Source organism: Curtobacterium sp. PvP017 (assembly GCF_054060195.1).
This window is the reverse complement of record NZ_JBSSCY010000002.1, coordinates 689,314-708,389: the sequence shown is the minus strand read 5'-3', so window position 1 is coordinate 708,389 and position 19,076 is coordinate 689,314. Positions and strand designations below refer to the sequence as shown.

18 protein-coding genes and 1 tRNA gene are annotated in these 19,076 nt (G+C 70.3%); 9 read left to right on the top strand and 10 right to left on the bottom strand.

The window, feature by feature from the left end:
- The first annotated feature begins 38 nt into the window (after positions 1-38).
- The 3 genes from ACVKXF_RS07440 to ACVKXF_RS07430 all read left to right on the top strand — a co-directional run bounded on the left by ACVKXF_RS07440 (position 39) and on the right by ACVKXF_RS07430 (position 4,253).
- On the top strand, positions 39-1,736 hold the full coding sequence (locus ACVKXF_RS07440; protein ID WP_123312018.1) for a DNA repair helicase XPB: 1,698 nt from the start codon (positions 39-41) through the stop codon (positions 1,734-1,736).
- A 51-nt stretch (positions 1,737-1,787) separates the two neighbouring features.
- Complete coding sequence (locus tag ACVKXF_RS07435) at positions 1,788-2,483, top strand: response regulator transcription factor (protein ID WP_017888045.1); 696 nt, start codon at positions 1,788-1,790, stop codon at positions 2,481-2,483.
- 63 nt (positions 2,484-2,546) lie between these two features.
- Entirely contained in the window at positions 2,547-4,253 is a 1,707-nt protein-coding gene (locus ACVKXF_RS07430) for a sensor histidine kinase (RefSeq protein WP_340196823.1), read from the top strand.
- Positions 4,254-4,803: 550 nt separating this feature from the next.
- Here the strand turns inward: ACVKXF_RS07430 and groL are convergent.
- The 6 genes from groL to ACVKXF_RS07400 form a co-directional block, all read right to left on the bottom strand.
- Positions 4,804-6,426, bottom strand: coding sequence for a chaperonin GroEL (gene groL / locus ACVKXF_RS07425; RefSeq protein ID WP_123312014.1), 1,623 nt, complete (start codon positions 6,424-6,426; stop codon positions 4,804-4,806).
- A gap of 261 nt (positions 6,427-6,687) precedes the next feature.
- The gene (locus ACVKXF_RS07420) at positions 6,688-6,891 is read right to left on the bottom strand and encodes a cold-shock protein (RefSeq protein WP_111085222.1); all 204 of its coding nucleotides are present in this window, start codon (positions 6,889-6,891) and stop codon (positions 6,688-6,690) included.
- Between the two features lie 181 nt (positions 6,892-7,072).
- Complete coding sequence (locus ACVKXF_RS07415; RefSeq protein WP_123312012.1) at positions 7,073-7,678, bottom strand: LytR C-terminal domain-containing protein; 606 nt, start codon at positions 7,676-7,678, stop codon at positions 7,073-7,075.
- Positions 7,675-7,986, bottom strand: a complete 312-nt coding sequence (locus ACVKXF_RS07410) for a DUF3263 domain-containing protein (protein ID WP_396289380.1) — start codon at positions 7,984-7,986, stop codon at positions 7,675-7,677. The genes ACVKXF_RS07415 and ACVKXF_RS07410 overlap by 4 nt, the downstream gene beginning before the upstream one ends.
- Before the next feature lie 97 nt (positions 7,987-8,083).
- Positions 8,084-9,163, bottom strand: coding sequence for a DUF2332 family protein (locus ACVKXF_RS07405; RefSeq protein WP_456795326.1), 1,080 nt, complete (start codon positions 9,161-9,163; stop codon positions 8,084-8,086).
- Positions 9,163-9,636 carry a GNAT family N-acetyltransferase gene (locus tag ACVKXF_RS07400; RefSeq protein WP_396289382.1) on the bottom strand — a complete coding sequence of 158 codons (474 nt, stop codon included), beginning with the start codon at positions 9,634-9,636 and terminating at the stop codon, positions 9,163-9,165. Before ACVKXF_RS07400 ends, ACVKXF_RS07405 begins: the two co-directional genes overlap by 1 nt.
- Before the next feature lie 65 nt (positions 9,637-9,701).
- Between ACVKXF_RS07400 and msrB the strand changes: the two genes are divergently transcribed.
- Positions 9,702-10,109 carry a peptide-methionine (R)-S-oxide reductase MsrB gene (gene msrB, locus ACVKXF_RS07395; protein WP_123312006.1) on the top strand — a complete coding sequence of 136 codons (408 nt, stop codon included), beginning with the start codon at positions 9,702-9,704 and terminating at the stop codon, positions 10,107-10,109.
- Positions 10,110-10,146: 37 nt separating this feature from the next.
- Positions 10,147-10,222 (top strand) — tRNA-Thr (locus ACVKXF_RS07390).
- Positions 10,223-10,421: 199 nt separating this feature from the next.
- Here the strand turns inward: ACVKXF_RS07390 and ACVKXF_RS07385 are convergent.
- On the bottom strand, positions 10,422-11,453 hold the full coding sequence (locus tag ACVKXF_RS07385) for an aldo/keto reductase (RefSeq protein WP_194647530.1): 1,032 nt from the start codon (positions 11,451-11,453) through the stop codon (positions 10,422-10,424).
- Between the two features lie 81 nt (positions 11,454-11,534).
- Positions 11,535-12,314, bottom strand: coding sequence for an alpha/beta fold hydrolase (locus ACVKXF_RS07380; RefSeq protein ID WP_123312002.1), 780 nt, complete (start codon positions 12,312-12,314; stop codon positions 11,535-11,537).
- A 34-nt stretch (positions 12,315-12,348) separates the two neighbouring features.
- Between ACVKXF_RS07380 and ACVKXF_RS07375 the strand changes: the two genes are divergently transcribed.
- Complete coding sequence (locus ACVKXF_RS07375; RefSeq protein WP_456795325.1) at positions 12,349-13,086, top strand: NAD(P)H-hydrate epimerase; 738 nt, start codon at positions 12,349-12,351, stop codon at positions 13,084-13,086.
- Between the two features lie 11 nt (positions 13,087-13,097).
- On the opposite strand, the gene ACVKXF_RS07370 is transcribed toward ACVKXF_RS07375, so the two are convergent.
- Positions 13,098-14,240 carry a glycerol dehydrogenase gene (locus ACVKXF_RS07370; RefSeq protein ID WP_340196818.1) on the bottom strand — a complete coding sequence of 381 codons (1,143 nt, stop codon included), beginning with the start codon at positions 14,238-14,240 and terminating at the stop codon, positions 13,098-13,100.
- A gap of 112 nt (positions 14,241-14,352) precedes the next feature.
- Here ACVKXF_RS07370 and ypfJ point away from each other — a divergent pair, with 112 nt between their 5' ends.
- A complete protein-coding gene (gene ypfJ / locus ACVKXF_RS07365) occupies positions 14,353-15,243 on the top strand; it encodes a KPN_02809 family neutral zinc metallopeptidase (RefSeq protein ID WP_456795324.1) in 891 nt (296 codons plus the stop codon).
- Between the two features lie 81 nt (positions 15,244-15,324).
- Here the strand turns inward: ypfJ and ACVKXF_RS07360 are convergent, their stop codons facing one another.
- Complete coding sequence (locus tag ACVKXF_RS07360; protein ID WP_456795323.1) at positions 15,325-16,275, bottom strand: DsbA family protein; 951 nt, start codon at positions 16,273-16,275, stop codon at positions 15,325-15,327.
- Positions 16,276-16,539: 264 nt separating this feature from the next.
- Between ACVKXF_RS07360 and ACVKXF_RS07355 the strand changes: the two genes are divergently transcribed.
- Together ACVKXF_RS07355 and ACVKXF_RS07350 are read left to right on the top strand one after the other, a co-directional pair.
- Positions 16,540-17,640: an ABC transporter ATP-binding protein gene (locus ACVKXF_RS07355; protein ID WP_123311994.1), complete on the top strand. Its 1,101-nt coding sequence runs from the start codon at positions 16,540-16,542 to the stop codon at positions 17,638-17,640.
- Positions 17,641-17,728: 88 nt separating this feature from the next.
- Entirely contained in the window at positions 17,729-19,042 is a 1,314-nt protein-coding gene (locus ACVKXF_RS07350) for a DUF4032 domain-containing protein (protein WP_123311992.1), read from the top strand.
- The last annotated feature ends 34 nt before the right edge of the window (positions 19,043-19,076 follow it).

Genomic DNA, 19,076 nt, shown 5'->3' with positions numbered 1-19,076 from the left:
CACCCGAACGCAGGTGACGACGGCTAGGCTGGCAGGTCATGAACGGACCGCTGATCGTGCAGAGCGACCGCACCGTGCTCCTCGAGGTCGCTCACCCCGACGCCGAGGACGCACGCCACGAGCTCGCGGCCTTCGCCGAACTCGAACGCGCCCCAGAGCACGTGCACACCTACCGCATCACCCGCCTCGGCCTGTGGAACGCACGGGCCGCCGGACACGACGCCGAGGCGATGATCGCCACCCTCGAGCGGTTCGCCAAGTTCCCCGTCCCGCAGAGCGTCACGGTCGACATCCGTGACACGGTGTCGCGCTACGGCCGACTCGTCATCCGGCGGGAGGAGCGCGAGGACGCACCGGTCATCGCGAACTCCCCCACCGAGGAACTCGAGCGCCTTCCCGTGCTGCTCCTCACCGCCGAGGACCCGTCCGTCCTGGCCGAGGTCATCCGGTCGAAGCGGATCAAGCCGTTGCTCGGCGACATGCGGAGTCCATCCGAGGTCGAGCTGCAGCCGTGGGCTCGCGGGCAGATCAAGCAGGAGCTCGTGAAGCTCGGTTGGCCGGCCGAGGACCTGGCGGGCTACACGCCCGGGCAGCCGCACCCGATCGACCTCGACACCGCCGAGTGGCACATGCGCCCGTACCAGGAGCAGGCCGTCGACACGTTCTTCGCGCAGGGCTCCGGTGTCGTCGTGCTGCCCTGTGGCGCCGGCAAGACCCTGGTCGGCGCCGGTGCGATGGCGACCGTCAAGGCGACCACGCTCATCCTCGTGACGAACACCGTGTCCGCACGGCAGTGGCGCAGCGAGCTCCTGAAGCGGACGACCCTGCAGCCGGAGGACATCGGCGAGTACTCGGGCAGCGTCAAGGAGATCCGGCCGGTCACGATCGCGACGTACCAGATCCTCACCGCCCGTCGGAAGGGCGAGTACACGCACCTGTCGCTGCTCGACGCCCTCGACTGGGGCCTCATCGTGTACGACGAGGTCCACCTGCTGCCGGCGCCGGTCTTCAAGCTGACCGCGGACCTGCAGGCACGCCGTCGCCTCGGCCTCACGGCGACCCTCGTGCGCGAGGACGGCCGCGAGGGCGACGTCTTCTCGCTCATCGGCCCGAAGCGCTACGACGCTCCGTGGAAGGAGATCGAGGCGCAGGGCTACATCTCCCCTGCCGAGTGCTACGAGGTGCGCATCGACCTGCCGCACCAGGAGCGCCTGGAGTACGCGGCCTCGAGCGACGACGAGCGCTACCGGCTCGCCGCCACCTCGCCCGCGAAGACCCCGGTCGTGCGGGAACTCATCGAGAAGCACCGCGGCGAGCAGATCCTGGTGATCGGGCAGTACATCGACCAGCTCGACGAACTGGCCGCGTCGCTCGACGCGGCCGAGATCACCGGAGCGACCCCGGTCGACGAACGCGAGCGGCTGTACGACGCGTTCCGAGCCGGCGAGGTGGACGTGCTCGTCGTGTCGAAGGTCGCGAACTTCTCGATCGACCTGCCCGACGCCACCGTCGCGATCCAGGTCTCCGGTTCCTTCGGATCACGGCAGGAAGAGGCGCAGCGCCTCGGACGACTGCTGCGTCCGAACAAGGACGGCCTGCCCGCGTCGTTCTACACGCTCGTCGCGCGGGACACCGTCGACCAGGACTTCGCGCAGAACCGGCAGCGATTCCTCGCCGAGCAGGGGTACTCCTACACGATCCTGGATGCCGACCAGGTCCAGGCGCCCGTGGGCTGACGTACGCACCGCTCTCAGGAAACCATTAGGGAACGGTCAGAAGATAGGACCATGAGCGATGGCCCCAAGATCCTGATCGTCGACGACGAACCGAACATCCGCGACCTCCTGACGACCTCGTTGCGCTTCGCCGGGTTCGCCGTCCGTGCCGTCGGCAACGGCGCCCAGGCGATCTCGGCCGTGCTCGAGGAAGAACCCGACCTGATCATCCTCGACGTGATGCTCCCCGACATGAACGGCTTCGGCGTCACCAAGCGCCTCCGATCGTCGGGCTACACCTCGCCGATCCTGTTCCTCACCGCGAAGGACGACACCGAGGACAAGATCACCGGCCTCACCGTCGGCGGCGACGACTACGTCACCAAGCCGTTCTCCCTCGACGAGATCGTCGCCCGCATCAAGGCCATCCTGCGGCGCACGATGAACGACGAGGAAGACGCGATCATCCGCGCCGGCGAGCTGACGATGGACCAGGACACGCACGAGGTCACGATCGGCGACGCGCAGATCGAGCTCTCGCCCACCGAGTTCAAGCTGCTCCGCTACCTCATGCTCAACCCCAACCGCGTGCTGTCGAAGGCGCAGATCCTCGACCACGTGTGGGAGTACGACTTCAACGGCGACGCCGGCATCGTCGAGTCCTACATCTCGTACCTGCGCCGCAAGCTCGACCAGTACTCGGCCGAGCCCATCATCCAGACCAAGCGTGGATTCGGGTACATGCTCAAGGCGTCCAAGGCCTCGTAGCGTCCGTTCTTCACGGCGGCCGTCCGGTTTCACCGGGCGGCCGCTGTCTATCGTTGGGGCAGCATGCACACGCGAATGAGCCGCTGGTGGGACGGGATCTCCCTGCGCACCAAGATCACCGGGATCACGGTGCTCCTGGTGGCGCTCGGCCTGCTCGTCGCCGGGCTCGGCACGATGACCGTCCTGTCCACGTACCTGATGGCGCAGCTCGACAACAACGTCAAGGGCACCACGGAGCAGCTCGAGGGCCAGAACATCAGCGACGGCGAGCAGTACTGCAAGCTGTCGGTCGTGCTGTCGCAGAGCGCCTACGTCGCCGCGTACGACGCCGACGGTGACAAGATCTGCCAGACGAAGGCGTCGAGCCGTCCGGACATCCGCGAACTCGACTTCTCGGCAGCAGCGCAGAACGGTTCGCGCTTCTCGCTCTACGACAGCCAGCACAACCACGAATGGCGTGCCCAGGTCATCCCCGCGTCGCTGCAGAACCAGACGAGCGGCTCCACCGAGACCGGCTTCGTGCTCGTCGCAGTGTCGAGCGCCGACACCGACCAGACGATCCTGCGGTTCACCGCGATCTTCCTGAGCTTCGGCGCCTCGGTGATCCTGCTCGGGGCGATGCTCACGCGGCTGCTCGTCACCGCCACGTTCGACCCGTTGCGGGACGTCGAGGACACCGCCGCGCGCTTCGCCGCCGGTGACTTCAACCAGCGCCTCGAAGCGGACACCCCGAACACCGAGGTCGGTCGGCTCAACCGGTCCCTCAACGTCATGCTCGAGCGCATCGACACCGCGTTCGAAGACCGCCAGCGCACCATCGACCAGATGCGCCGGTTCGTCGGCGACGCCTCGCACGAACTCCGCACGCCGCTGGTGTCCCTGCGCGGGTACGCCGAGCTGTACCGGATGGGCGCCCTGCGCAAGGAAGAGGACGTCGCCCAGGCGATGGAGCGGATCGAGAAAGAGGCGAAACGGATGGGTCTGCTCGTGCAGGACCTGCTCCAGCTCGCCCGCATCGACGAGTCGAAGCCGCTCGAGCTCGGGCCGGTCGACCTCGTCGCCATCGCACGGGACTCGGCGCTCGACACAATGGCGTCCAACCCGGACCGCGAGATCCAGGTGCTCGTCGAGGACGCCATGACGGGCGAGAGCGTGCCCCAGGCCGTGCGGCCGCCCTCGTCCTCGTCGTCGCTCTCGTCGGGCTCGTCGTCCGACACGGGCGAGGTCCCCCCGGCCTCGCCCACCTCGGCGAACACCACGGGCCCCATCGCGTTCTCGCGGCAGACGATCGCGCGCCTCCGTGCTCGTCGGACCCGGGCGATGGACATCGAGGCCGGTGCCACCCCCACCGACGAGACGACACCGCTGCCCACGGTCGTGATGCCCAAGCGCCCGCCGATCGTCCTGGCGGAGGAGAACAAGATCCGCCAGATCGTGACGAACCTGATGGGCAACGCCATGCGGTTCACCGAGCACGACGACCCGATCGAGATCGGCGTCGGCGTGGACGACGACCGCGGCATGGCCCACATCGACGTCATCGACCACGGCGAGGGGATCCCGGCGCAGCTGCGCGACAAGATCTTCCAGCGGTTCTGGCGTGCCGACACCTCGCGCGCGCGGGACACCGGCGGCTCGGGCCTCGGGCTCGCCATCGTGTCGGGCATCGTCGCGGCACACCACGGCTCGGTCGAGGTCTTCGACACCGAGGGCGGCGGCGCGACCTTCCGCGTCTGGCTGCCGCTGCTCCCCCGCGACTACGCCGCCTGACGCGGGGCGCGTGGCGCGGCGCGCGCCCGCGCCCTCGCCCGCGCCCGCACCCCGAGGTTCCAAAATCCCGGCATGTCGAGCTCCGTGGCGCTCGAGTTCGGAACCTCGGCGTTCAGCACACGGCGAGTCGTGGAACCTCGGCGCACCGAGTCCGCCGGGGCCCCGTCCTGTCCGGAGCCGCGTCACACCGACCGGCGAAGCCGTCCATCGACGAGGAGCGGCACGAAGCTCTCGCCCGGACGGAGCATGCGCACGAGACGCCGGCCCCGGCCACGGTCGGACGCAGCGACGGAGAACGACGCTGGACGGGCCTCCAGTCCGAACCGACCGGCTCGGCGAGGTTCCACGACATGCCGCGCGTTGATCGCCGAGGTTCCGAACAACGGCGAACCCGGCCCCGAGATGCCGAGATTTCGGAACCTCACGGGGCGGGGCGGGACGGGACGTGTCGGGACGGGAGGGGACGTGCGCCGCACGGACACGCGCCCCGCCCCCGCACGCGGAAGGGCCCCGCACGCGCAGCGTGCGGGGCCCTTCCGGAACAGCGGACCTAGAAGTCCATGCCACCCGTCGGGTCGCCGGCCGGAGCGGCCGCGGCACGCTCGGGCTTGTCGGCGACGACGACCTCGGTCGTCAGGAACAGACCGGCGATCGACGCAGCGTTCTGCAGCGCCGAGCGCGTGACCTTGGCCGGGTCGATGATGCCCGCGGCGATGAGGTCGACGTACTCGCCGGTCGCAGCGTTGAGGCCCCAGCCCGACTCGAGCTCGCGCACCTTGGCGGCGACGACACCCGGCTCGAGACCGGCGTTCAGCGCGATCTGCTTGAGCGGCGCGTCGATGGCCACGCGGACGATGTTCGCACCGGTCGCCTCGTCACCCTCGAGCTCGAGGGCCTCGAGTGCGACGGCACCGGCCTGGATGAGGGCGACGCCACCACCGGCGACGATGCCCTCTTCGACGGCAGCCTTCGCGTTGCGGACGGCGTCCTCGATGCGGTGCTTGCGCTCCTTGAGCTCGACCTCGGTCGCGGCACCCGCCTTGATGACGGCGACGCCACCGGCGAGCTTCGCGAGGCGCTCCTGGAGCTTCTCGCGGTCGTAGTCGGAGTCGGTCGCCTCGATCTCGGAGCGGATCTGGCGGACACGGCCGGCGATCTGCTCGGCGTCGCCGGCACCCTCGACGATCGTGGTCTCGTCCTTGGTGATGACGACCTTGCGGGCACGACCGAGCAGGTCGAGCGTCGCGTTCTCGAGCTTGAGGCCGACCTCTTCCGAGATGACCTGGCCACCGGTCAGGATCGCGATGTCCTGCAGCATGGCCTTGCGACGGTCACCGAAGCCCGGGGCCTTGACGGCGACGGACTTGAAGATGCCGCGGATCTTGTTCACGACGAGCGTGGCCAGGGCCTCGCCGTCGACGTCCTCGGCGATGATCAGGAGCTGCTTGCCCGCCTGGATCACCTTGTCGACGACCGGCAGGAGGTCCTTGATGTTCGAGATCTTCGAGTTGACGATCAGGATGTAGGCGTCCTCGAAGACGGCTTCCTGACGCTCGGGGTCGGTGACGAAGTACTGCGACAGGTAGCCCTTGTCGAAGCGCATGCCCTCGGTCAGCTCGAGCTCGGTGCCGAAGGTGTTCGACTCCTCGACGGTGACGACACCTTCCTTGCCGACCTTGTCGATGGCCTCGGCGATGAGCGCGCCGATGGTCGGGTCTGCAGCCGAGATCGACGCGGTGGCGGCGATCTGGTCCTTGGTCTCGATGTCCTTCGCGTTGGCGAGGAGCTGGTCGGAGACGGCGGAGACGGCCTTCTCGATGCCGCGCTTGAGCGACACGGGGTCGGCGCCGGCGGCGACGTTGCGGAGGCCCTCGCGGACGAGTGCCTGGGCGAGGACGGTCGCGGTGGTCGTACCGTCACCGGCGACGTCGTCGGTCTTCTTGGCGACCTCCTTGACGAGCTCCGCACCGATCTTCTCGTACGGGTCGTCGAGCTCGATCTCCTTGGCGATGGAGACACCGTCGTTCGTGATCGTGGGGGCGCCCCACTTCTTCTCGAGGACGACGTTGCGGCCGCGCGGGCCGAGCGTCACCTTCACGGCGTCGGCCAGCTGGTTCAGGCCGCGCTCGAGGCCACGGCGGGCCTCCTCGTCGAAAGCAATGATCTTAGCCATGTGAGTTCTCGTCCCTCCCGGACGTCGTGGGGTCGTGCTGGCACTCAACGTGAGCGAGTGCCAACGCCGATTCTGGCACTCGCCCGGTGCGAGTGCAACACGATCTGGAGGCTCGTCACGTCTTCCCAGCACACGTTGCGCCAACAGCGCACCCCGACCACCGCCGCGGGCCGCCCGCCACGCACGCCGAGCGGCGCGGGCCACGCACGACGAACGCGCCGCCCCTGACGGGACGGCGCGTTCACGATGCGTGTCGTGTGGTCAGGCCGGTCGGACTGCCTCCGCCTGCGGGCCCTTCGACCCGGTGCCGACGTCGAACACCACTGCCTGGCCCTCCTCGAGGACCTTGTAACCCGACATGTCGATGGCCGAGTAGTGCACGAACACGTCCTGGCCTCCTCCATCGACGGTGATGAAGCCGAAGCCCTTTTCAGCGTTGAACCACTTCACGGTTCCGTTGGCCATGATCTCTTGCTCCCTGGTACTGCTGTGCGAACGACGTGTTCGTCGTCTGCAAGGGACTCTGCTGGAAGCACGCCGATCAGGCAAGAGGTGTGACGTTGTTTCACGTCGATTCCGACAGAAATCAACGTGCCCGAAACACGACCGTCACAAATGCGGACGGAACGGGCCCGCGGAATGCGGATCAGCCGGTGTAGTCGGCCCCGAGCACGACGCTCACATCGGCGTTCGGGAACGCTGCCGACTGCTGCACGGCGGTGACCCCGAGCTGCTTCGCGATGCCCTGCGCGACCGCTGCCTGCGCGGCCTGCTGGTAGTACACGATCGTCGACGTCGACCCGGTCGTGCCGGCGTCCCCGGTCGAGGCGACCTGCCAGCCGGCACCGGTCAGCGTGGCGCTGGCGCGGGCGGCGAGGCCGGAGGTGGTCGTGCCGTTCAGGACGACGACGGTGGTCGTGCCCTGCTGCGCCGGCGTGGCCGCGGCCGCTCCGGAACCGGCATCCGCACCGGCCGACGAGGAGGCCGAGGGCTTCGAGGTGGCGGACGCGGACGGCTTCGACGTGGCCGACGAGCTCGTCGACGCCGAGGGCGAGTCCGACCCGCTGAACGAGTAGCTGCCGTTCAGGAGTGCGAGGACGAGCACGCCGATGCCGACGAGCACGCCGGTGGCGAGTGCCGCCCAGGCGAACGCGATCCAGCCACGGCCGCGGCGCTGGGCACCGCGGTGTGCGCCGACCCGGGGGCCGTCGGCGACGTCGTCGAACCGGTCACGGGGGAATCTGGTGCTCATCGTTCCTCTTCACGTCCTTCGGGAGCGCCGCCGGGCGCGACGAAGCTGCGCGTCGCCCGGGCGCTGGTGCGCGCGTGCCGGAGCCGCTGCAGCCTGGTGACGAGCTGCGGGTCGTACGCGAGTGCCGCGGGCGAGTCGATCACGCGGTTCAGCACCTGGTAGTAGCGCGCCGGCGACATCTCGAACTCGACCCGGATCTCCGCTTCCTTCGTGCGGTCGTGCCGTGCCCGGTCGTGCTCGAACGACAGCACGTGCCTGGCGAGCTCGGTGAGCTCGTCAGCGCGGTGCTCGTCGGTGGGGCTGGTCACGGCGGTTCCGATCACGTGTCGGGGAACGGGTCTCGCACATCGTAGGGGCGGAGAGCATCCGGACCCTGGCACGGCGCTGGACTGTCGCGAACACCGGTCACAGGTTCGGGTCGCGGAACCAGCGCACCCGCGTGCCGAACGGGTCCGAGACGGCGACCGCGGTGCCGTCGATCGACGCCGTGGCGAAGGCGTCCGGATCCGCGGGGTCGACGTCGTCGGGCACCGTCGCCGCGACACCTCGCAGGATCCCGGTGCGTTCGAGCGCGATCCAGTGCACACCGCGTTCGCGGACGCGGTCCACGAACCGCTGGCGCTCGGCGCCCGGCACGTAGACCAGGGTCCCGGTGGTCAGGACGACGGGCTCCACGTCGGCCGGCAGGGCGTCCAGTGCACGGTCGAGGTCACCTGGCAGCGTGCCGACGAGCCGGACGGGAGGCGCGGCGAGCGTCGCGCGCGCAGCCTGCCGCATCAGGGCGGTCCGGTCCGTCGCCTCGGGCGGGACGGCCTCGACCAACCGGTCGAACGCGCCCGGTGCGGCGAGGTCGATCGGGTTCGGGTCGAGCGCGACCCGTGCACCGACCCGGATCGGCCTGCTCGCCGGCGCGGGCACGTCGCCGGTGACGTCGACGACCAGTCGGATCGACGGGTCCTCCGGCGCCGTGTGCATCCGGACGAGCTCGGTGCGCACCCCGCCGTGGTCATCGCGCCCCGAGGAGTCGGGGCGCGACGACAGCACCGGGGCGCGTTCCGCCGGCACCCGGGACTCCGACACCCGGTGGTCGAGGGTGACCCGGTCCGGGATCGAGCACAGCCCGGCGGCGCCCCCCGCGTCGACCAACCCGAGCGGCCGCGGTGTCCGCTCGGCGAGCGCCGCGAACAGCGGGACGACGGGACCGAGCCGTCGCGGGTCGTTGGCCTGCACCGTGGCGGAGGCGAGGGCCGTGACCAGGGCGGGGCGGGCCTCCCGTCCGATCGCGCGCAGCGCACCGGGGTCCGACGGGTCCGCGCCCAGCCGCCGCGCGACGGCGAAGAACAGCTCCGGCTGCCGCTGCTGCTCGGGGACCTCGGCGAGGAGCGCGACGAGCGCGGGGTCGAGCGACCGTGCCCACGCGGCGTACGTCGGCGAGACCGCCTCGATGCGGTCGGCGTAGGCGGCGTACCGGGCTCGTGTGTCCATCAGCGCCCGGGGCGGTGCATGCCGACGTGGCGGATGCCGGCTTCGTCGTACGGCTCCCCGAACCGGACGAAGCCGTACCGCTCGTACAGGGCCGCGACGTACTCCTGGGCGTGCAGGACGAACGGGTCGTGCCCGTGTCGGTCGAGCACGGCGGCGACGAGCCGTCCGGCCACGCCCTGTCCGCGGTGCTCCGGGTGGGTGGCGACCCGGCCGATCACCCACTCCGGCGGCGACGCATCCGCCGGGTGGACCTCGTCCGCCGCCGGACGGATGAGGCGCAGGTACCCAACCGCATCGGTGTCGGTGCCGAACCACCAGTGCTCGGTCTCGGGCTCGCGGTCACGGCCGTCGAAGTCCTCGGCGGTCACCCGTTGTTCGAGTGCGAAGACGCGGTTCCGGAGCACCACGATGCCGTACAGTTCGTCCGTCGTCAGACGGGTCCAGCGGGCGTGGCGCACGGAATGCTCGGACATCGTCGCGAGTTTACTGAAGTGGTCGGGAGTGCCCGGAAGAACCCGACCGGAAGCAGGAGGAACCAATGGCATACAACGTCGACAAGTCTGACGCCCAGTGGCGCGAGGAGCTCTCCCCGGACCAGTACGCCGTCCTGCGTCAGGCGGGGACCGAGCGGCCGTGGACCGGTGAACTCCTCGACGAGGAGCGCGCCGGCGTCTACACCTGTGCGGCCTGCAACGCAGAGCTGTTCAAGAGCGGCACGAAGTTCGACTCCGGCTGCGGCTGGCCGTCGTTCTACGAGTCGGTGAACCCCGACGCCGTGCAGCTGATCGACGACAAGTCGCTCGGCATGGTGCGCACCGAGGTCCGTTGCGCGAACTGCGGCTCGCACCTGGGCCACGTGTTCCCCGACGGTTTCGGCACCCCCACCGGTGACCGGTACTGCATGAACTCGATCTCGCTGAACTTCTCGGAGAAGTCCGGCGAGTGAGCGTCCGACGCCCTCACCGGTAGGATGAGCGGCGTCAGCCGGCATGGCGCAATTGGTAGCGCACCGTACTTGTAATACGGGGGTTGCGGGTTCAAGTCCCGCTGCCGGCCCCACGACCGCCGTCCGGCGGAGCGATGCCCCGGGTGATCACTCACCCGGGGCATCGGCGCGTGTGGAACACGGATCAGGGAGTGTTCCGGGCGCTCGACGCGGTAACCAGCCGGTCGTGCGACGAGGATGACACCTCACCGAACCGTGCGTCCACACCCGGACCCCACTTCCGCGCGAATCCGCACGAACGTGCACGGATCTTCAGCGTCCGCCGGTGATCTTGCGTTCCCGCTGAGCGACGCCGGCGGTGCCGTACGGGTAGTCGTCGATGCGTGGTGCGCTGGCATCGGTGAGCTGCGTGAGCTCCGCGTCGGTCAGCACGAGGTCGGCCGCACCGAGGTTGTCCTCGAGCTGCGACACCGTCCGGGCGCCGAGGATCACGCTCGTCACCGCCGGCCGGGCGAGCAGCCAGGCGAGGGCGACCTGCGACCGCGATGCGCCGTGCGCGTCGGCGACCGCGGACACCGCGTCGAGGACTGCCCAGGTGCGCTCGTCGCCGTTCCGTGCTTCCCACGCCTCCATGCCGCGCGACGGGTTCTCGCCGAGTCGGGTGGAGCCGGTGGGTGCTTCGTCGCGCTGGTACTTGCCGGACAGCCAGCCGCCGGCCAGGGGCGACCAGGGCAGCAGGCCGATCCCGGCGTCGAGGCTGGCGGGGACGATCTCGTGCTCGATGTCGCGGACGAGCAGGTTGTACTGCGGCTGCAGGGTGACCGGCGGTGCCCAGCCGTGCGCCTTCGCCTCGTAGACGGCCTTCGTGATCTGGTAGCCGAGGTAGTTCGAGAACCCGTAGGACCCGATCTTGCCCGCGGAGACGGCGTCGTCGAGGAAGCGCAGGGTCTCCTCGATCGGCGTCAGGGCGTCCCACGCGTGCATCTGGTACAGGTCGATGTGGTCGACCCCGAGGCGCTCGAGCGAGGCGTCGAGGGCGACCCGGAGGTGCCGGCGCGACAGGCCGACGTCGTTCGGGCCGTCCCCCTGCGGGAAGCGGCCCTTGGTGGCGAGGACGACCTGCTGCGCCTCGGTGGGGTGTGCCGCGAGCCAGCGGCCGATGATCCGCTCGGACTCGTTGCCCGAGTAGACGTCGGCCGTGTCGATCAGGGTGCCGCCGGCCGCGACGAACGTGTCGATGATGGTGTGGGAGGTGGGTTCGTCGGCTTCACTGCCGAACGTCATGGTGCCGAGGGTCAGCGTCGACACCGATGTCCCGCTGTTGCCGAGGAGTCTGTAGTCCATGGCCGGGACGGTACGCGCGACGGCCTTCGTCAGCGAGGACCTGGCAGTACCCGTCAGCGCGACGCGGACAACGCGCGCCGGTCAGGAACGCAGGAACGCCAGCGCAGCCTCGCGGAACGCCCGCGACGTCGGCGCGTTGAAGTGGTTGCGCCCGGGGATCTCGAAGAACGACGCGTCCGGGGCCGCCTGCGCCAACCGCACGGCGCTGTCGCGGATGCCGTCCTCGCTGCCGGCCGCCATCAGGATCGGCTGCGCGGGGGCGTTTTCGGGCGTGGGCTCGATGCTGTTCCGCATCCCCTCGACCATCGCCACGAGCGCTGCGAGGTCGTTCCCCTCGACGTTCCCGGCCATGGTCAGGTAGCCGTTCGTCACACGGTCCTCGATCGGCGTGCCGTCCGCCAGGTACGCCTTCGCCTGGTCGACCCGCACGCGGCGCATCGGGTCGGCGTCGGGGATGCCGCCGAACACCGCGCGGGTGATGCGGTCCGGCAACCGTTCGGCGGTGTGCCAGCCGACGCGTGCGCCGAGCGAGTACCCGAGGAACGCGACCTCGTCGAGCAGGTACGTGTCGATGACGGTGGTGACGTCCGCGACGAGCAGGTCCATCGAGTACGCGCCGGGGTCGCGCGGCTTCGCGCTCGCACCGTGCCCACGCTGGTCGAACGCCAGCACGCGGTAGCCGGCGCGGACGAGGTCGCGGGTCCAGCCGGAGGCGTGCCAGTTCAGCACCGCCCCGGAGGCGAACCCGTGCACCGCGACGACGGCGGGGGCGTCGGGATCGCCGAAGTCGTAGGTCGCGAGCCGGAGGCCGTCGGGCGACATCACGATGCGGGGACGGGGCGCTTCGGGGACGAGTGACATGTCCCCTCCAGGGTAGCGGGGCACTGTGGTCGCCATGGACGGCTACGGCGGTGACCAGATCCGAGCGGCGGAGCGGCCGCACCTCGACGTGGGCGAGCCGCTGATGCAGCGGGCGGCCGACGGGCTGGCACGCATCGTCGGCGACCTGCTCGACGACCCGGCCGTTCGGCCGGGCGACGGACCAGGGTCCGTCCTGCTGCTGGTGGGCAGTGGCGACAACGGTGGTGACGCCCTGTTCGCGGGTGCGCGGCTGGCGGCGGCCGGGAGGCACGTGGCGATCCTGCGCGTCGGCTCACGGGTGCACGAGGCGGGCCTGGCATCGGCGCTGGACGGCGGAGCGCGCCTCCTGGACGGTCCGTCCGGTCCACCCGCCGGCGGTGTGCCGGCACACGACGGCGACCGCCTGGCCGCGGTCGCGACCGACGCGGCGCTCGAGGCCGACCTGGTGCTGGACGCGATCCTCGGGATCGGCGTGCGGGGGCCTGCGGCGCTCCGCTCCCCCGCCCGCGAGGTCGTCGACGCCGTCCGAGAGCTCGCCCGCGACCAGCGCGCACCGTTCGTCGTCGCCGTCGACGTGCCGAGCGGCATCGACGTCGACACCGGCGGGATCGCGGACGACCACGTGCTGCACGCCGACGTCACCGTCACGTTCGGCGGGGTGAAGGCCGGGTTGCTGATGGGGCCGGCCGCCACCCTCGCGGGACGGATCGAGCTCGTGGACGTCGGGATCGGCGCGGACCTGGCGACGGTGGAGCCGCTGGTCCGCACCTGATCCCGATCAGATCAGTGGTGCTGGTAGAGCACCGGCTCCGGCAGGCCGTGCTCGGCGCGGATGCTGCGCGCGATGCCCTCGATGGCGATGAGGGCGTCGACCACGAGCTCCGGCGTGACCGGGAACGGCATGTTGTGGATGGTCTCGCCCTCCACCGTCGCGGCCTCGGCCACGGCGCGGAGTTCCGTCGTGTCGTCGACGGTCAGACCGATCTCGGTGAGGGTGTTCGGCAGACCGACCTTCGTGGTGAAGACGACGAAGTCCTCGATCTCCTCGGCGGGCGCGCCCTCGAGCACGAGCTGCGCGATCGTGCCGATGTTGACCTTCTGGCCGTGCGCCAGGCCGTGCGCCTGCGGGGCCGCGGTCAGTCCGTTGTGGATGGCGTGCGCCGCCGCGAGCCCACCGGACTCGAACCCGAGGCCCGACAGCAGGGTGTTCGCCTCGACGACCTTCTCGAGCGCGGGCGTGACGACCTTGGCTTTCACTGCCTCGATGGCCTGCAAGGCGTTCTCGTGCAGCAGCTTCCAGGACAGCTCGGCGAGCGCGACGCCGGTCTCGGTCTGCAGGCCGCCGGCCATGGTGTCGGCGTTCGCACGCTTGGCGGCGCGGGCCTCGACCCAGGTGGCCAGGGCGTCGCCGATGCCGGCGATCAGGAACTGGACGGGGGCGTTCGCGACGAGCTTCGTGTCGATGAGCACGAGGTCGGGGTTGTGGGGGAAGAACCGGTACTCGATGAACTCGCCCGCCTCGGAGTAGATCACCGCGAGCGCCGACGTCGGGGCATCGGTCGACGCCGCGGTCGGCACACTGGCCCAGCGGATGCCGGCGAGGTGCCCGGAGGCCTTGGCTGCGTCGATCGCGGATCCGCCGCCGAGTCCGACGATGACGTCGGCGTCCGTCGAGCGGATCTCCTCGACGAGGGCGTCGACCGCCTCCGGGGTGGCGAACCGGCCGAACCCGACGCGTTCGATCCGCAGGTCCGCGGTCCGGAAGCTCTCCGTCACCGCGGCCTCGACGATGCCCCACACCACGTCGTCGGCGACGATCAGGGGGCGCTTGCCGATGGGGGCGACGAACTCGCCGACGCGGGTGATCGCGTCCTTGCCCTGCACGTAGCGGGCGGGGCTCATCACGGTGCTGATGGGAGTGGCCATGGTTGCGGTTCCTTCCGGTTGTACGACACGTGTCGGGGTCGCCGACGTCCTCGACGGTACGCGCGGGGCATGCGTGCGGCGTGCGAGTCCCGCGGCCCGTACATTCGGGGGCATGACGTTCAACGACGACTCGCGACTCTCCGGCGGCCGAGTGAAGCGCCGGGGCCGGACCGCCGCGGTCGGCGGAGGCGCGGTCGGCGTCACGGCCATCGTCGTGTTCCTGATCGCCCAGTTCACGGGCTTCGACCTGAGCGGGTTCGTCGGAGGCGACGGCACGACACAGATCCAGCAGCAGGGCGAGACGGTCGACGCCGCGCCGGAGTGCCGCACCGGCCGCGACGCCAACCTGCAGGTCGAGTGCCGGATGGAGGGGGCTGCCGAGTCCCTCGACGGCTACTGGACCGCCGAGGCCCGGGCGCTCGGCATCTCGTACACGGCACCGGACTTCTTCCTCTTCGACGGCTCGACCGACACGTCGTGCGGCCAGGCGTCGGCCGCCACCGGACCCTTCTACTGCCCGCCGGACCGCGCGATCTACCTCGACACCGCCTTCTACGACGACCTGCAGTCGACGTACGGGTCGTCGGGCGGGCCGCTCGCGCAGATGTACGTCGTCGCGCACGAGTGGGGCCACCACATCCAGCAGCTGCAGGGCGCGTTCGCCAGCACGGACCGCTCGGGCACCGGGGCGTCGTCCGGCAGTGTCCGCGTCGAGCTGCAGGCGGACTGCTACGCCGGCGCCTGGGTCGGCGACGCGGCGAACACCGAGGACGCGGACGGCGAGACCTTCTTCGAACCGATCAGCCGGGCCGAGATCGCCGATGCGCTGTCCGCCGCGAGTGCCGTGGGCGACGACAGCATCCAGGAGCGCTCGAGCGGCCGGGTCGACCCGGACTCGTTCACGCACGGTTCGAGCGAGCAGCGTCAGCGCTGGTTCGTCCGCGGATACCAGCAGGGCGCGACGAGCTGCGACACGTTCAGCGTCGCCGGTTCGTCCCTGTAGGCAGTGGACCCGGCCACGGACGGAACGGGAGGCCCGGTGCCAGCTGGTACCGGGCCTCCCGTCTGTCTGTCCGTCAGTGCGTCAGCGCTTGGTCGGTGTGGGCGACGGCGTCGCGCTCCGCGTGCGCGAGGGCGTCGCGCTCGGCGTGGGGGTCGGGGTGGGCGTTGCCTCGGTGGCACCGGCCGCGGTGACCACGAAGGTGCGGAAGTCGTCGTTCGTGATCGGCGACGTGAGCTCGTACTGCTGCCCGTTGACGAGCACCAGCGGCGTGCCGGGGAACTCGCTCAGCGACGAACCGGGGATGTCCCCGCCGGACACCGCGGTCGTCTGCTCGTCGACCCACTTGCTGTAGTCCTGGTCGGCGATGCAGCTCGTGACGGCCCTGCGGTCCTGCAGACCGGAGACCCCGGTGACGACCTTGGTGAGCTGCGCATCGGTGAGGCCGGGTGTGCCCTGTTCCGGCTGCTCGGCGTAGAGCGCCTTGTTGACCGCGTAGAACTGGTCCGGCGAGTGCTCGGCGACGCAGGCCGCGGCGTTCGCGGCGCGCAGCGAGTACTTCGTGCCCTGCGACCGGTTCGACAGGATCGCGAGGGGGTGGATGTCGACGGTGGCGGCGCCGGAGTCGACCAGGCTCTCGATGTAGTCGCCGTTGGCCTGCTCGAACTCGCCGCACGTCGGGCAGAGGTAGTCGACGTACAGCGTGATGCGCACCGTGCCGGCACCGGCGGTCGCCGAAGCACTCGGCGTCGCGCTGCTCGACGCGGTCACCGGCTTCAGGCCCTCGCCGAGGGTGATGCCACCCTGCGACATGGTCGACGGCCCGGGGCCGGCGGGCTTCACGGAGTCCACCAGGACGAGCGTGACGATGGTGGCCGCTGCGAGCAGCACCACACCGAGTCCGATCTGGAGTCCGAGCCTGGTCCCGCGCTGGCGGCGCTTCTGCTGTGTCCTGTGGCGCTGCGCTCGCTGTCGGGCGGCTTCGCGGCGCTCGTTCCGCGCGGCGCGGGCGTCACCCTCGGGGCGGTTGGTCATCGGTGCGTCGTCCTCCTGATCGGCGTCCGCACGACCTACCCCCGCTCGGCGGACGGACCCGGCGATTGTAGTGGGCCGCTCTGGGAACCACCCAACCACGCTCTGGGAACCGACCGGCCAGGTGGAAAACAGTGGCGCACCCGCGAGAACTCGTGTTGTATGAACCTCGATGGTCGACGACGACCATCCGGGGCCCTCGCGGGCTGACCGCTTCACTCGGATCGTCCGGCACGTACCTGCCGGTGAAGAAAGGACCGAACGCTCATGGCGTCCGTCACCTATGACAAGGCAACCCGTCTCTACCCCGGAGGCAACCGTCCCGCGGTCGACTCCCTCGACCTGGACGTCGCCGACGGCGAGTTCCTCGTCCTCGTTGGCCCCTCGGGTTGCGGCAAGTCCACCTCGCTCCGCATGCTGGCCGGCCTCGAAGAGGTCAACTCCGGTCAGATCCGCATCGGCGACCGCGACGTCACGGACGTCCCGCCGAAGGACCGCGACATCGCGATGGTGTTCCAGAACTACGCGCTCTACCCGCACATGACCGTCGCCGAGAACATGGGCTTCGCGCTCAAGATCGCCGGCGTCGGCAAGGACGAGCGCGCCACCCGCGTGCAGGAAGCCGCCAAGCTCCTCGACCTCGAGGACTACCTCGGCCGCAAGCCGAAGGCGCTCTCCGGTGGTCAGCGTCAGCGCGTCGCGATGGGCCGTGCGATCGTCCGTCAGCCGCAGGTGTTCCTCATGGACGAGCCGCTGTCGAACCTCGACGCCAAGCTCCGCGTCCAGACCCGTACGCAGATCGCGTCGCTCCAGCGTCGTCTTGGTGTCACCACGGTCTACGTCACGCACGACCAGACCGAGGCACTGACCATGGGTGACCGCATCGCGGTGCTCAAGGACGGCATCCTGCAGCAGGTCGGCACGCCGCGCGACCTGTACGAGAAGCCGAACAACGTCTTCGTCGCGGGCTTCATCGGCTCGCCGGCGATGAACCTGCTGCCGGCCGACGTCGTCGAGGGCGGCATCAAGTTCGGCACGCTCAACCACGCGATCGACCGCGACACGCTCTCCAACGCGCGTTCCGGCCAGATCACGGTGGGCATCCGCCCCGAGGACGTCGTCGTGGCGCAGTCGGGCGAGGGCCTGCCCGTCACGGTCGACGTGGTCGAGGAACTCGGCGCCGACGGCTACCTCTACGGTCACGCCGACGTCAAGGGCACGCGCGTCGACATCGTCGCCCGCGTGGACGGCCGTTCGCACCCGTCGATCGGCGACACCATCGTGGTGACGCCGAAGTCGGGCCACGTGCACGCCTTCGACACCGAGTCGGGCGAGCGCCTGGACGACAAGGCCGTCGTCAGCGCGTAACCGAAGCGCACTCCCCGAGAGCCCGCGCCGCCTCACAAGGGCGGGTCGCGGGCTCTCGGCTGTCCCCCACGACACCGAAGGATCCACCGTGCCCGACTCGATGTCCATCACCGCAGCCACCGTCGACCCCGGCCTGCTCGACCTGCCGTGGGACCTGCCGCTGGCGGACTGGCCGGACGAGACCATCGTGGCCCTGCCGAAGGGCATCTCCCGGCACCTCGTGCGCTTCGTGCACCTGAGCGGCTACGTCGCCGCCGTCAAGGAGACCGGCGAAGAGGTCGCCCGTGCCGAGTACGACATGCTCCGCACGCTGCAGCGGATGGACGTGCCGTGCGTGGACCCCGTGGCGGTCATCACGAACCGGGTGGACGCCGACGGCGAGCAGCTGCACCCCGTGCTCGTGACGCGCCACCTGCGCTTCTCGCTGCCGTACCGCGCGCTGTACTCGCAGACCCTGCGCCCGGAGACCGCCACCCGGCTCGTCGACGCGCTGGCCCTGCTGCTCGTGCGGCTGCACATCATCGGCTTCTACTGGGGCGACGTGTCGCTCTCGAACACGCTGTTCCGTCGCGACGCGGGCTCGTTCGCCGCGTACCTGGTCGACGCCGAGACCGGCAAGCTCTACCCCGGCGGCCTGTCGAACGGGCAGCGCGAGAACGACCTCGAGGTGGCGCGCGTGAACATCGCCGGCGAACTCCTCGACCTTGAAGCGGGTGGGCGTCTCGACGAGAACGCCGACCCCGTCGACGTCTCCAACCGCATCGTGGCGCAGTACCGGACGCTCTGGACCGAGCTCACGGGCACCGAGCAGTTCGACATCAAGGAGCGCTGGCGCATCAACGACCGCGTCGAGCGACTCAACGAACTCGGCTTCGACATCGAGGAGCTCTCGATCCACACGACCGAGGGCGGTTCGCAGGTGCGGATCCAGCCGAAGGTCGTCGACGCCGGGCACCACCAGCGACGCCTGCTGCGGTTGACCGGCCTGGACGCCGGCGAGAACCAGGCCCGACGTCTGCTCAACGACCTCGACTCGTACCGGGCGCGCAACGGCCGCGACGAACTCGACGAGGAGATGGTGGCGCACGAGTGGGTCTCGCGGGTCTTCGAGCCCGTCGTCCGTTCGATCCCCCGCGACCTGCGCGGCCGGCTCGAACCCGCCGAGGTCTTCCACGAGCTGCTCGAGCACCGCTGGTTCATGTCCCAGCAGGAAGAGCGTTCGGTCTCACTGCCCGAGGCCACGACCGCCTACATCAACGACGTGCTGCGGCACCGCCGTGACGAGCGCCTGCTCATCAACCCGCCGACGTCGTCGATGACGCTGCCCATCCCCGTGGTCGACGACGCCGAGCCCGCGGGCGACGAGTCCGACGACGTCGAGGACTGGCGCGCCACCGTCTGACCGCGCGCGCCCGCGCCCGCCCGTTCCCGTTCCC

Bases quoted from the DNA above. Each gene is read 5' to 3' on its own strand.
- ACVKXF_RS07415 (WP_123312012.1), bottom strand. From the start codon at position 7,678: ATGAGCACCAGATTCCCCCGTGACCGGTTCGACGACGTCGCCGACGGC.
- ACVKXF_RS07380 (WP_123312002.1), bottom strand. From the start codon at position 12,314: ATGTCACTCGTCCCCGAAGCGCCCCGTCCCCGCATCGTGATGTCGCCC.
- ACVKXF_RS07440 (WP_123312018.1), top strand. From the start codon at position 39: ATGAACGGACCGCTGATCGTGCAGAGCGACCGCACCGTGCTCCTCGAG.
- ACVKXF_RS07360 (WP_456795323.1), bottom strand. From the start codon at position 16,275: ATGACCAACCGCCCCGAGGGTGACGCCCGCGCCGCGCGGAACGAGCGC.
- ypfJ (WP_456795324.1), top strand. From the start codon at position 14,353: ATGACGTTCAACGACGACTCGCGACTCTCCGGCGGCCGAGTGAAGCGC.
- ACVKXF_RS07355 (WP_123311994.1), top strand. From the start codon at position 16,540: ATGGCGTCCGTCACCTATGACAAGGCAACCCGTCTCTACCCCGGAGGC.
- ACVKXF_RS07385 (WP_194647530.1), bottom strand. From the start codon at position 11,453: ATGGACTACAGACTCCTCGGCAACAGCGGGACATCGGTGTCGACGCTG.
- ACVKXF_RS07405 (WP_456795326.1), bottom strand. From the start codon at position 9,163: ATGGACACACGAGCCCGGTACGCCGCCTACGCCGACCGCATCGAGGCG.
- msrB (WP_123312006.1), top strand. From the start codon at position 9,702: ATGGCATACAACGTCGACAAGTCTGACGCCCAGTGGCGCGAGGAGCTC.
- ACVKXF_RS07435 (WP_017888045.1), top strand. From the start codon at position 1,788: ATGAGCGATGGCCCCAAGATCCTGATCGTCGACGACGAACCGAACATC.
- groL (WP_123312014.1), bottom strand. From the start codon at position 6,426: ATGGCTAAGATCATTGCTTTCGACGAGGAGGCCCGCCGTGGCCTCGAG.
- ACVKXF_RS07400 (WP_396289382.1), bottom strand. From the start codon at position 9,636: ATGTCCGAGCATTCCGTGCGCCACGCCCGCTGGACCCGTCTGACGACG.
- ACVKXF_RS07375 (WP_456795325.1), top strand. From the start codon at position 12,349: ATGGACGGCTACGGCGGTGACCAGATCCGAGCGGCGGAGCGGCCGCAC.
- ACVKXF_RS07370 (WP_340196818.1), bottom strand. From the start codon at position 14,240: ATGGCCACTCCCATCAGCACCGTGATGAGCCCCGCCCGCTACGTGCAG.
- ACVKXF_RS07420 (WP_111085222.1), bottom strand. From the start codon at position 6,891: ATGGCCAACGGAACCGTGAAGTGGTTCAACGCTGAAAAGGGCTTCGGC.
- ACVKXF_RS07430 (WP_340196823.1), top strand. From the start codon at position 2,547: ATGCACACGCGAATGAGCCGCTGGTGGGACGGGATCTCCCTGCGCACC.